A 12,587-nucleotide genomic window follows, 5' to 3' on the forward strand; every position below is an offset into this window, starting at 1 on the left:
TACAGGGTCGCCGCCGCCGGGCTGTGGTACACTTGCGCGGGGTGGTCTTCTTGTCAGACAGTTGTGGAGGGTTCATGATCCAGTCGGGTTTTGCGCGTTGTTCGGTTTGTGTTGTGCGATCCTTCGGCGGCTTCGTTGCCGCGGCCCTGACGCTGGCGCCGGCGGCGCGGGCCACCGTTTACACCGACACCGTCGGTGATCAGGCCGGCACCGATACCGCCTACGTGGACATCGCCTCGGTCCAGGTCACCAACGACGCCAGCAACATCTATTTCCAGATCAACCTGGCGGCGAACATCGACAATGCGGGCGTGACCGACTGGGGCAACTACCATCTTGGCATCGACAGCGTGCCGGGCGGATCGACCGGCATCGTGGTGCCCTGGGGACAGGTCTTCGGGCTCAGCAGCGGAATGGACTTCTGGCTGGGAAGCTGGGTGAACTTCGGCGGAGGCTCGGAGCTTCAGCAGTACAGCGGCGGGGCGTGGACGTCGCTGGGCGCGCAGGCGGTAACGCTGGCGCCGCAGTCGCTGACCATCACGATCCCGCTGGCCAGCCTGGGACTCAGCGACGGCAGCAGCTTCAGCTTCGACGTCTGGAGCACATTCGGCGCGCCGGGCGGACAGTCCGCGTATGACGCGCTGAGCAACCCGGCTCTGGCAGTGGTGGATCCGTGGAACGGCGTGCCTTACGACAGCAGCACCGCCGGGCCGGGCGGCACGCCGCTGGTATCTACCTATACCGTCACCAATGTGGTCACCACCACGAGTTGGAACGTCAACGCCAACGGCAACTGGAGCAACGCCGCCAACTGGACCGGCGGCGTGCCCAACGCCCCCGGCGCCGTGGCCAACTTCGGCTCGGTCATCACCGCCCCGCGAACCGTCACGCTGGATGCCCCGACGACTGTGGGCGTCGTCAACTTCGACAATGCCAACAGCTACACCATCTCCGGCAGCAGCACGCTGACCATCGACGCCACCAGCGGCAACGGGGCGATCAACGTGCTGTCCGGCAGCCACAGCATCGCCGCCCCGATCCAACTGGCTGACAACACCACCGTCAGCGTCGCTTCCGGCCAGACGCTATCGGTGCAGCACGTGCGCGGGGCAGGGCTGACCGTCAGCTCCGGCACGATGCGGGTGATCAACAACCTCGCCGCCAACTCGCCCGCCGGCACCAGCCGCGTGGCCACGCTGGCGGTGGGCAGCGGCGCAAGACTGGACCTGAACAACAACAGCCTGATCGTCAACAGCGGCTCGCTGGCAACGGTGACCGCATCGATCAAGTCGGCCCTGGAGAATGGCGGGAACTTCGACTGGCTTGGCCCGGGAATCGGCAGCACCCAGGCCAATGTCCAGAACACCACCGCCGGCAGCTTCCTGTACGGGCTGGGCGTTGTGCTCAATGACCTGGCTCAGGTGGGAGGCAGCGGGCCGATCTACACCGATTTCGCCGGGCAGACGCTGACCGGTAATGAGATCCTGGTGAAGTTCACCTACTTCGGGGATGCCGATCTGAGTGGCTCGATCGACGCCACCGACTACTCGCTGATCGACAACGGGTATGTCAACAGTCTCAGTGGCTGGATCAATGGAGACTTCGACTACTCCGGCAGCATCGACGCAACGGACTATGCCCTGATCGACAATGCGTACGTGAATCAGGCCGGTCCGCTCGCTGAAGCGCTCATTGCCGAGCACGCCCGGATGTTTGGTGGTGAGTACCTGGCGGCGCTTCGAGCGGTGCAGTCGGGTGTGATTCCCGAGCCGGCGTCGCTGGGTCTGCTCTTTGGCGCGGCGTGGTCGCTGGGTCGGCCGCGACGACGACGAATCGACTGAAGTACTACTGCGAATCGACAACCATGCGAACCGTAGCAGCGGCCGCGCTGATCGCCATCACCGGCTCGTCGAGCGTGCTTTGCGCCCAGCCATTTTATATGGGCGGGGACGTGTCGCTGTTGCCGTTCATCGAATCTCGCGGCGGCAGCTTTCGCGACGCCGGGCAGGTCATGCCCGCCGATCGCATCATGGTTGCGCGTGGCGGGGCGAACCTCTTTCGCCTGCGGCTGTTCGTCAATCCCAATCCCAACTATTCCGCGACCGCCGGGGCGATCCAGGACCTGCCGTATACGATCGCGCTGGCGCGAAGACTTCAGGACAGCGGCGCGCGGATCCTGCTGGATTTTCACTATTCGGACACGTGGGCCGACCCCGGCACACAGACCAAGCCAGCCGCCTGGACCGCTCAGAACTTCGCGGCGCTGAACTCCACGGTTCGCAGCTACACGCGCGACACGTTGCTGGCGTTTAAAGACGCGGGCGTGATGCCCGAGATGGTGCAGGTCGGCAATGAGATCACCAACGGCATGCTGTGGAACGACGGGCGCATCATCTACAGCGGCACCACGCAGCAACAGCAGCAGAGCTGGATGAACTTCGGGTCGCTGCTGAACTCGGCGATCCAGGGAGTGCGCGACGTGGACGCGATGGTGCCCGGGCAGCACACCGACATCGCCGTGCACATCGACGGCGGCGACGTGCAGGGGCGGGCGCAGTATTTTTTCACGAACCTGACCAATGTTGCCGGCGTCAGCGGGTATGACACGATCGGGCTGAGCTTCTACCCCAACAGCACCACAGACCTTGCCAACCTTCAGGCAAACCTGAACTGGTCGGCAACCAACACCACCAGGAACGTGATGGTGCTGGAGACGAATTACCCGTGGAAAGGCTCGGCGACCGGTGCGCAGTGGCCAAGCACGCCGACGGGCCAGCGCGACTTCTTCATCGCGGTGCGTGACATGGTTCGGAATCTGCCCAACAGTCGCGGTCGCGGCGTGGTGTGGTGGTACCCGGAGGCGATCCAGGTGCCGGGGACCTTCATCTGGCAGGGCGGGGCGATCGCACTGTTCGACGACAGTGGCGGCGATGCGCTGCCGGCGCTGGATGCGATGCTCCTGCCGGCGCCCACGTGGAACCTGGACGCCGACGGAACATGGGGCCAGGCGGCGAACTGGACAGGGGGCATGCCCGACGGGCAGGGGCAGACGGCGCGCTTCGGCGCGGCGATCAGCGCTGCGCGGAATGTGAGCCTCGATTCGCCACGCTCGGTGGGAACCATCAGTTTCAACAGCATCAACCCGTACACGCTTTGGGGCGCGGCGACACTTACGCTGGACGCGGATGGCAACCAGCCGGCGCGAATCGATGCGATCCGCGGCAGCCATACGATCCTTGTGCCCGTGGCGGCGGCGGACGATCTGGAGATCAACGTCGCCTGGAGCAATTCGCTGGCGATTCGGGGCGAACTGTGGTCGGCAGGCCGGAAGATTGGCAAGCTGGGCAGCGGCACGGCAGAGCTGGAGAACATCCGCGCCGCCGGACTTGACGTGCGGCGGGGAACGCTGCGAGTCCGCGAGAAAGAGACTGCCAACAGCGCCGCGGGAGCCTCGCGGCTGGGCAGGCTCAGCATCGCGGGGACGCTGGCGGCGCCGACGGCGCGGCTGGACCTGAACAACAACAGCCTGGTGATCGACTCCGGTTCGCTGGCGGATATCACAGCATGGTTGAAAGCGGGGTTGGAAAACGGCGGGAACTTCGACTGGCTTGGGCCGGGCATCGGCTCGACACAGGCCAATGTCCAGAACACCACCGCCGGCAGCTTCCTGTATGGCCTTGGTGTGGTGCTGAACGATTTGGCCCAAGTGGGAGGCAGCGGGCCGATCTACACCGACTTCGCCGGGCAGAGTCTGACCGGTAATGAGATCCTGGTCAAGTTCACCTACTTCGGCGATGCCGACCTCAGTGGCTCGATCGACGCCACCGATTACAGCCTCATCGACAACGGGTACGTGAACAGCCTCACCGGCTGGATCAATGGGGACTTCGACTACTCCGGCACGATCGACGCGACGGACTATGCCCTGATTGACAACGCGTACGTGAATCAGGCTGGTCCGCTTGCCGAGGCACTGATCGCCGAGCATGCCCGGATGTTTGGCGGAGAATATCTCGCGGCGCTGAACGCTGTCCGCAGCGGCGTCATTCCCGAACCGTCGAGCATCTGGACGGGTGTCACGATTTTCGTAGCCGCCGGCGCAAGCCAGCGGTCGCGTGCCCGAAGAAGATGCAAAAGTGCAGTCGCTTGATGTCGGATCCCGGGCGCCGGGCGGCAGAACATCGCATCAGAACCAGTTGCAAATGAGTCCGCTCGCGGTGGCGGCGGCACACGAGTGCCTCAATCGTGTGCCGTCGCAATGATCCGGGCGCCGCAGTGGACGCTTCATCGCAGCTTGCCCGACTGCACCAACGCCAGCGCATCCGCGTACGCGCTGCCGTACAGTTTCGTGTGCAGCTCGATCAGTTCCTCGGGCGACAGCGGCTCGTACTTCTCGGCCCACTCATCGAACAACTGCTCGGCCGCGGCGGAGTAGACGTTGTCCGGCTCCCCTCCCGCGAACAGCGGCCCGCCCTGGTTCGCCCACGCGTTGTCGAACAGCGCGATATCGGTGGCGTCGATCACGCCGCTGTAGTCGAAGTCGCCGTTGATCCAGTCGCTCAATTCATTCACCATGCCATTGTCCAGGAGGCTCGCATCCGTCGCGTCGAGCTGGCCCGAGAGGTCCGCATCCCCCATGTAGGTGAACTTCACGAGCACGTCACTGGCGACGACGCTCTGGCCGGAGAAGCTCGAGTAGATCGCTGCCGGTCCCGCGCATCCTGCGCCTCCACACTGAGCGTCAGAAACGCGTCACCAAGCCTGTAGAGCCTAACAGGTGGTGCCCCCCCCATGTCAAGAACAGAATCGCCTGTTATCCTGTGTCAACTTGTCGCAGGCTTTTGTCCCATTAGAGCGTGTTGTGAACTTTGCGATTCGAGGTTCAGACATGACTGGTTTTCCAGGCTTTTTGTGGTGCCGACGTTCGCCGCAGCACTCGTCGCGCAGAATGCTCGATCCGCGCGAAAACCCCGGAGAAACCGTACATTTTCGATGGCCTTCTGTCGAAGTTCATAACACGCTCTAGATTGTCGCTGCTTTCTCGGCGTTTTTTGGTTGGGTGAGATGCAAACAGGGGATAAGCTGTACTTAGAAACGGAGCCTCGGATGCGATGGACACTTGTTCGCTCCGCGTGTGCCGTCCCGTGGATGTACGGATGTCTGGTATTGGGGACGGGCGCGCAAGCTGAAGTCCGCTACTTCATCGGGCTGCCATCTGGTGGCAATGCAAGTTGGGGCGAACCCAGCAACTGGACGAACGGCGCGCTGCCAACGGCGGCGGACTCAGCATACATTCTCGACGCAGACATCTTTGACCGTAACGTGGCTCTTGATCTGATTAGCTCCGTAAGCGAGCTGCAAGTCGGCAACTCGGGAGGCGGCGTCACCACACTCCATCACCAAAGCGGTGCAGATCTGACGGCTGAATGGGAAGTCATCGGCGGCTTTTTGTCACCCGAAGATGTCGTCAAGCACTCGCGGGGTGTCCACATTCAAGATGGGGGGACGAGCAACATCGGCGGTCTTTTCGTCGGCGGTTTCACCAGCTACTACTGGTACGATCCGACGCGAGCGTCATCTAGGGGTACCTACGTGATGAACGCCGGCATCCTCAACGCCTCATCCCTCTACGTTGGCCAGAGCGGGCACGGGACGTTCGAGCAGAACGGAGGAACCGTAAACATCGGTTCGTTCCTTGAGGTGGGTGCGCCACAAGGCTCGATCGGAGTGTACTACCTGCGCGCAGGCGCTTTGACGGTCAACGGGTCGGAGTACGTCGGGTACTCCGGGGCTGGCACGTTCACCCATTCCGGTGGAACTCATGTCGTCGCGGGAGTGCTTTCGCTCGGGATGACCAGCGCAGCCGGTTGCTCCGGAACCTACATCCTCAACGGCCCCGATGCGACTCTGGTGGCTGATCAGGAGCTAATCGCACGCCACAACCCGGCCTCGTTCATCCAGTCCGCCGGTAGCCATGTCGTTCAGTCGCAGTCCGTCGTCGGCTACATCAACCGTGGTAGGTACGAGTTGGGCGGGGGCAGCTTCAGCATCGGGGGCGAACTGGACGTCGGCTTCTACGGGTGGGGAACATTCAGCCACAGCGGCGGCACAGTCACCGTCGGTACATCCGTCAGTCCGGGCACGCTGAGCTTGGGCGTCGAGGGCTGGGGCACCTACAGCCTCAGTTCCGATGCGGCGAGCCTGACCGTCTTCGGCACCGAGTATCTCGGGTACAACGGGCAGGGCGTGTTCGATCAGTCGGCGGGAAGCCACGTCGTGCACGGCATCCTGGACATCGGTGGCTATGCCAGCCATTACCTGCTCAGCGGCGGCACGCTCAGCGTCATGGGGACACAGCGCATCGGCCTGTATGGCCCCGGCGCGTTCACCCAGACCGGCGGAAGCCACTCGGTCAGCAACACGGTCGTGGTCGCGGTGAACGGGATCTTCGCCCTCTCCGGCGGGTCGCTCACCACGCCGCTGCTGGATGTCGGCCCCGGCGGGACGTTCGACTACAGCGGCGGCTCGCTGCACACGCAGACGCTGTCTCTGGCCGGGCGGATGAGCCTCGGCGCCGGCAGCGGGCGGACGCCCGTGGTGAGCGCGCTGGACATTACGGGCAGCGGCCGGCTGGACCTGAACGACAACGCCGCCATCGTCACCACGGGAAATGAGGCGACGATCGCGGCGCGGATCAAGAGCGCGTTGGAGAACGGCGGCGCCTACGACTGGGCCGGGCCGGGCATTGGCTCATCCTTCGCCGCGATGCAGAACGCCGCCGCGGGAAGCTACCTCTATGGCGTAGGCGTGCTGCTCAACAACGACGGTAGCGGAAATCTCATCCACACGAGCTTCGCGGGCCAGCCGCTGAGCGGCAACGAAGTGCTGGTGAAGTTCACCTACTTCGGCGACGCCGACCTGAGCGGTTCGATCGACGCCACGGACTACTCGCTGATCGACAACGGGTATGTCAACAGTCTCAGTGGCTGGATCAATGGAGACTTTGACTACAGCGGCTCGATCGACGCGACGGACTATGCCTTGATTGACAATGCTTATGTGAATCAGTCAGGACCGCTGGCGGAGGCACTGATCGCCGGGCATGCACGACTGTTCGGCAACGAGTACCTGATCGCGTTGCGGGCGGTTCAAGGCGGCGTGATGCCGGAGCCCGCGGTGGTGGCGGGCGTGTGGCTGGTTGTGGCCGCGGTCGCCACTGGCCGCGGCGCACGCTCGCGGCGTAGATCCGGCTTATTTCGCGCCTGAAGCGAAGCGGTGGCCGGGCACGGCTGTCGCGATTTTGAAGATTTGCCTCGCAAGTTTGCATGGCGGGATGGTGTGGGTGTGGTATGCTTGGGTCTGGAAAATGCCGCGCCGGCAGTGGGTTGTCGCCTGCGCGTAAAGTCGCGATCCGATCTCGAATACCGGAGGGTTTGCCATGTCGATTGCTCGTCGATTTCCGCTGTTTACGACACCGCTGAGCTCACTGGGGGTGTGCATCGCCGCCGCGCCGCTGCATGCCGCGATCACGGTGTATCCGGATTCTGTGGGTGACCAGGCCGGGGGGCCGGAGACGGATATCAGCTCCGTGGAGGTCAGCAGCGATGCCAGCAGCATCAGCTTCAAGATCAACCTGAGTGGCAACATTGACAGCCCCGGGGTGAATGACTGGGGCAACTATCACATCGGCTTCGATGTTGCGCCTGGCGGCAAGACCACGCCGGGCGTGGGCTGGGGCAATCCCTTCGGGATCAGCAGCGGCATGGACTTCTGGGTGGGAAGCTGGGTGAACTTTGGCGGCGGGGCGGAGCTGCACCAGTACACCGGCGACGGGACGTCCAACAGTTGGGGTCCGACGATTCCCGGATCCAGTGTTACGCTGGGACCGAATTGGACGACAATCACGCTTCCGTTGGCGGCGATGGGGCTGAGCGACGGCAGCGTGGTGAAGTTCGATGCGTGGAGCACGTTCGGCTCGCCGGGCGGGCAAAGCGGCTATGACGCTTCCAGCAATCCGTCGCTGGCGGTGGCGCAGCCGTGGAACGGCACGCCGTACGATGCGGGCAACAACGTTTCGGTGTATGTGGTTCCCGAGCCGGCGGCGATGAGCGTGCTTCTGGGCATCGGCGGTGCGATGATGCTGCTGGGCCGGCGGCGAGCGTGAGCTCGCCCGCCGCCTAAACAACCATCAGTCTGCCAGCGAACTGCGGAACTGCTCCATTGCGGGCAGGGGTTGGCCGGTTTCGTCGAACAGCGCCATCGCGCCGTTCTTCCAGATCCCCAGGCCGGCAACGGGGATCGACTCGGGGTACCACCAGGCCACGCCGATCACCCGCGAGTTGGGTGCTGTGCGCAACACCTGCATCAGGTCGCGGACGAACTGCGCCTGCCCCTGCGGCGTGAGCGGCCAGCGGCGGTTGGGGTCAGGTGGATCATCCGTCGGCTTCCACGGGTAGGCCACTTCGGCGATCAGGACGTCTTTGTCGTACGTCTGGATCAGCTCGCGCAGGCTCTGCTTCAGGTCGTCGAAGTTCTCCTTCGGCCCGGGGTAGAAGCTCAAGGCGATCACGTCGTAGTTGGTGCAGAAGCGGTTGAACTTGCCGAAGAACCACATCGGCAGGCCCTTGTGTCCGCCGCCGTGGATATGCAGCACGACGCGGATGGGATGCCGGGCGGTGGAGGCGTCGCGAACGGCGCGGGCGCCGGCATCGAACAGCCGCGCGAAACGCCGCCACGCCGCTTCTTCCTCGCTCTTGGGCGCATTGAGCACTTTTCCGTCCGGCCAGAGCATCCCCGGCGCGATCTCGTTTCCCACCTGCACCATGTCGGGCATGGCGCCGCTCTGTTGCAGGTCAGCAAGGACCGAGGCGGTGTAGTCGTAGACCTGTTTCTCCAGCGCGTCGAAATCCAGCTCCTTCCACGCGGCCGGCTTGTGCTGCTTGCCGGGGTCGGCCCAGGTATCGGAGTAGTGAAGATCCAGCAGGAACGTCGCGCCCGAGGCCTTGATGCGCTTGGCCAGGGCGCGGACATAGTCCAGGTCCTGCGTGGCGCCCCAGGTCCTGTTGAAATCCTTCGAGGGATTCACGAACAGCCGCACGCGGAAGAGATCAAACCCGTGATCGCGAAGGATGGCGATGGCGTCGGCGGGCTTGCCGTCGCGGCCGCGGTAGACGGCGCCGGCTTTCTCCAGTTCCGGCAGCATCGAGATGTCGGCGCCGATGAACAGGGGGCGGGATCCGGTCGCGGGCGCGACGACGGAAACAGTTGTCGCGCCGATCATCAGGCTGAGCAGCAATAGGCTGAGCAGGGGTGCCACTGGGAATGTCAGGGGTCAGAATCGCTTGAGGAACGTGCCGGTGACCTGCCAGGGCACCTTGCCGTCGCCAAGGGACTTCCAGGTTTCCGTCCAGGTCAGGGTCTCGACATGTCCATCGGCGAAGGCGTAATTGGCCAGGCCGCGTTTCAGCCCCGTCGGGTCGTTGATCCGGTCGAGGGTGCGCGAGTGCCGTCGATAGGCGATGTTCCAGGCGTTGGTCGGGGAGATCGTGAACTGGTGGGAATCGGTCTGGCAGTAGACGTGGTTCTCGGCGTTGGGGGCGGGGTTGATGTCGTAGCGTGACGCGACGCCATCGGCGTAGAGGATCGCCGCCGACGCCGGCTTGATCTGCCCGAGCTTGGGGGAGATGAACAGCGTGGCGTTGTAGTTGCCGCGGGGATCCTTGGCGCCTTCGTAGAACTCGTTGCTCCAGTTCATGCGGTAGCTGGCGTAGACATTGTCGGCGTCGGGCTTGTCCGGGAGGTTGGGCATGTTGTCGTTCCAGACGTAGCGGATGGCGCCCGAGTCGTCGGCGGGGCAGCGGAACACGTCCTTGTTGCGGCCCAGGTACTTCAGCAGCACGTACTCGAATCCCCACATGGGGTCCTTGTAGCCCCAGCTTGGCCCGGCGACGGTGCTCCAGCCGAGCATTCGTGGCCCGCCATTGTTGCCGGGTTTGGGCAGGTACCCGTCGTGCTCGTTGGCGAACATGGTAGTGGCCAGGACCAGTTGCCGCAGGTTGGAGCGGCAGGTGACGGCCTGGGCCGAGGCGCGTGCCCGTCCCAGCGCCGGCAGGAGCACGGAGATGAGCACGGCGATGATGCCGATGACCACCAGCAGCTCGACGAGCGTAAAGGCGGGGGATCTGAGTGCAGTTAAGGCCCGACGATCCATCAAGTAACCTCCCGGCGTCAAAGCTGTGGCGTGCCGCCGGCGCCTGGGCAGGCGATTGGCCGCGGCATCTGCACGCCGGATTATCTTACGGTGCGGGGGCGGCCGCGGCTCTTCAACTGTGCGAATACTATCTTCAATTTTGCGACAGGGGGCTGATTCGCCTGTGGCGGCGGGGGTCCGACGGGTCAATCGTCCAGTCGCGGCGGCAGGTTCTGCCAGGTCGTACGCGGGGCAAACTGCCTTCGGTACGCCGTCGGCGTCATGCCCGTTGCCTGGAGAAAACTGGTCGCCAGGTATTCGGCGGTGGCGAATCCGCTGCGCGCCGCGACCTCGTAGATGGGCAGGTCGGTCTGAAGCAGAGCCTTGGCGCGCTCGAGTCGAACGCGTCGAATCTCATCCAGCGGAGAATGCCCCAGCACGCTGATGAACCGCCGCTCCAGCGTCCGCCGGTTCACAGGCAGGGCATCGAGCATCTGCTTGACGCTCAGGCCTTCAACGGCGTGAGCGCGGATGTAGCGTATGGCCTCGGCGACGTTGGGGTCTTCCACCGCCAGCACGTCGGTGGATTGCCGCGTGACGACCTCGATGGGCGGAATGCGAGGCGGCAGGCTGGAAGCCGGCAGGTTGGTCAGGCCTTCCAGCAGCATCCGGTCCAGGAGCATGACGGCGGCGCGACCGATCTGCTCGGCGGCGATGCGGATGCTGGACAGCGGGGGATGGGCCATTTCGCACAGCAGCTCTTCGTTGTCCACGCCCAGCACCGCCACATCGTCCGGCACGTGCAGTCCCGCGTCGCGCGCCGCCTGCACCAGCTCGAAACCCCACAGGTCGTTGGCGGCGAACAGGGCCAGGGGTTTGGGCAGGGACAGCAGCCAGTTGCTCATGGCCGAGGCGCGGCGTCGATGCCGTCGGCCCTGAAGCGGCGCGGCGGGCGCCAGGTCGTCGCTGTCGCCATGGCTGGCGAAGGTGAACTCGGTAATGGTGGCCGGCGAGGTGATGCGTCGGCCGTTGCGATCATTGGGTTGCGGGTTGGCGCGGGTGTGCAGTTCGGCGCGCTGGCGAAAGGCGCGTTCGATTTCCTGGCGGAAGCCCTTTTCCCTTTCGCGTGACCAGAGAAACCGCTTGCCGCCGAAAAACGCGAAATGCCGAAAGCCGCGCTCCAGGAAATGTTGCGCCGCCATCTGCCCGGTGGCCACGTCGTCGGGCAGAATGCGAGGGAACGGCGATTCGGGCCTGCTCTCGAACAGCTCCACGACCGGTTTGCCGGTGTCGCGAAACAATCGCGTCATTCGATCGTCGGGAATCTGACAGATGACGGCGTCGGGGTTGAAGTCGGTGAACCAGTCGATGAAGTAGCGGCTCCAATGTCCGTAGATGCCTCGATAGACACGAAACAGCCAGGGCGGGGGACTGGGCTGCGGTGCGGAGCGGGCCTGGCGGGATGGGCGCGTCGGGCCAGCCGAGCCTCGTGAGCCTGCGGCGTAGAGATTCCGCTCGCGTGTGGCGGCGATGATGCCCCGAAGCACGCCGCGGGCGTACGCATATTCGGTCGGCAGCACGATCGCCACCCGCACGAACCTGGAAGGCGGTTCAGATCCAGCAGAAGTGCGCCTCACGCCTGTCGATCTTACGGTTCTGGCATACAGCCAGCAATTCTCGCGCGCCGGCAGTTTGAGCGCCCAGTTTCGCGGCCGGGCTGCTCAGGGCTTGACCAGGGTGAGCTGGACAGTGGTGGTCTGCCCGGGTTGGACGCTCACGTCGTGGTAGACAAAGCCGATGGACTTGTTGCCGCCGACCAGCACGTAATCGCCCGGTTTGAGGTTGGTCATGGAGAACTTGCCATTGGCGTCGGTGATGGCGGTGGCGACGGTCTGCATGCGGCCATCCTGAAGGGTCGCAGGGTCGGGGGGCTGGCCGGAGTCGTTGCGCTGCAAGTCACGCTGGGGAAACCGCTGAAGTCTGAGGGCGAGGCTGGGCACGGGCTTGCCGGAGGCGTCATTGACCTGGCCTTGGATGGCACCGGTCTGGGGTTGTGCGGCTACCGGGGCGGCGGGTGCAGCCAGCCAGGCCAGCACGGTCAGGGCCAGCACGATGCCGCGGAACCTGAGGCGGAACATGGCTCCAAGCATTGTCGGTCTATGCACTGCGGTTTTTCGGACGTAGGTGAATCCACCAGGTAATTGTTGCAGATGATACGAGGGGCTGGTAATTTCGGGAAGGGGCTTGGCGGGCCGCGGCTGTCCGGGCTGAAAGCCGTGTGACTCGCCACGATCGGGGGACAATGGGCCGAGTGCACAGTGGCTGGGGTGTTCGCAGCCGTGGGTATCGCCGGATGCTCTGATCGAACCGAATCTCAAGCCGCCTCGTCATCAGCACG

The 12,587-nt window shown here is 64.3% G+C and carries 9 protein-coding genes; 4 read left to right on the plus strand and 5 right to left on the minus strand.

All coding sequences use genetic code 11. The annotated features are described in order from the left end of the window. Window positions 1–113 precede the first annotated feature (113 nt). Window positions 114–1,841, plus strand: coding sequence for a hypothetical protein (locus ACQS5P_RS15645; RefSeq protein ID WP_428937550.1), 1,728 nt, complete (start codon window positions 114–116; stop codon window positions 1,839–1,841). A gap of 23 nt (window positions 1,842–1,864) precedes the next feature. Beyond that, entirely contained in the window at window positions 1,865–4,150 is a 2,286-nt protein-coding gene (locus ACQS5P_RS15650; RefSeq protein ID WP_428937551.1) for a glycosyl hydrolase 53 family protein, read from the plus strand. A 134-nt stretch (window positions 4,151–4,284) separates the two neighbouring features. Here ACQS5P_RS15650 and ACQS5P_RS15655 read toward each other — a convergent pair whose 3' ends face one another. Next, window positions 4,285–4,659: a hypothetical protein gene (locus tag ACQS5P_RS15655; RefSeq protein ID WP_428937552.1), complete on the minus strand. Its 375-nt coding sequence runs from the start codon at window positions 4,657–4,659 to the stop codon at window positions 4,285–4,287. Window positions 4,660–5,106: 447 nt separating this feature from the next. Here ACQS5P_RS15655 and ACQS5P_RS15660 point away from each other — a divergent pair, with 447 nt between their 5' ends. Then, a complete protein-coding gene (locus ACQS5P_RS15660; protein WP_428937553.1) occupies window positions 5,107–7,266 on the plus strand; it encodes a hypothetical protein in 2,160 nt (719 codons plus the stop codon). 172 nt (window positions 7,267–7,438) lie between these two features. After that, a complete protein-coding gene (locus ACQS5P_RS15665; protein ID WP_428937554.1) occupies window positions 7,439–8,164 on the plus strand; it encodes a hypothetical protein in 726 nt (241 codons plus the stop codon). A 24-nt stretch (window positions 8,165–8,188) separates the two neighbouring features. Here ACQS5P_RS15665 and ACQS5P_RS15670 read toward each other — a convergent pair whose 3' ends face one another. From ACQS5P_RS15670 to ACQS5P_RS15685, 4 genes are all read right to left on the minus strand, one after another. Further along, entirely contained in the window at window positions 8,189–9,316 is a 1,128-nt protein-coding gene (locus ACQS5P_RS15670) for a glycoside hydrolase family 53 protein (protein WP_428937555.1), read from the minus strand. 15 nt (window positions 9,317–9,331) lie between these two features. Then, entirely contained in the window at window positions 9,332–10,210 is an 879-nt protein-coding gene (locus tag ACQS5P_RS15675) for a type II secretion system protein (RefSeq protein WP_428937556.1), read from the minus strand. A 185-nt stretch (window positions 10,211–10,395) separates the two neighbouring features. Further along, on the minus strand, window positions 10,396–11,778 hold the full coding sequence (locus ACQS5P_RS15680; protein WP_428937557.1) for a substrate-binding domain-containing protein: 1,383 nt from the start codon (window positions 11,776–11,778) through the stop codon (window positions 10,396–10,398). A gap of 132 nt (window positions 11,779–11,910) precedes the next feature. Then, window positions 11,911–12,327: a carboxypeptidase-like regulatory domain-containing protein gene (locus tag ACQS5P_RS15685; RefSeq protein WP_428937558.1), complete on the minus strand. Its 417-nt coding sequence runs from the start codon at window positions 12,325–12,327 to the stop codon at window positions 11,911–11,913. Between the last annotated feature and the right edge of the window lie 260 nt (window positions 12,328–12,587).

The sequence above is a fragment of the Fontivita pretiosa genome (assembly GCF_050410795.1).
In the GTDB taxonomy this organism is placed as follows: domain Bacteria; phylum Planctomycetota; class Phycisphaerae; order Tepidisphaerales; family Tepidisphaeraceae; genus Fontivita; species Fontivita pretiosa.

Excerpts from the sequence above, each read along its gene's own strand:
- ACQS5P_RS15675 (WP_428937556.1), bottom strand. The coding sequence starts at position 10,210 with ATGGATCGTCGGGCCTTAACTGCACTCAGATCCCCCGCCTTTACGCTC.
- ACQS5P_RS15650 (WP_428937551.1), top strand. The coding sequence starts at position 1,865 with ATGCGAACCGTAGCAGCGGCCGCGCTGATCGCCATCACCGGCTCGTCG.
- ACQS5P_RS15665 (WP_428937554.1), top strand. The coding sequence starts at position 7,439 with ATGTCGATTGCTCGTCGATTTCCGCTGTTTACGACACCGCTGAGCTCA.
- ACQS5P_RS15660 (WP_428937553.1), top strand. The coding sequence starts at position 5,107 with ATGCGATGGACACTTGTTCGCTCCGCGTGTGCCGTCCCGTGGATGTAC.
- ACQS5P_RS15685 (WP_428937558.1), bottom strand. The coding sequence starts at position 12,327 with ATGTTCCGCCTCAGGTTCCGCGGCATCGTGCTGGCCCTGACCGTGCTG.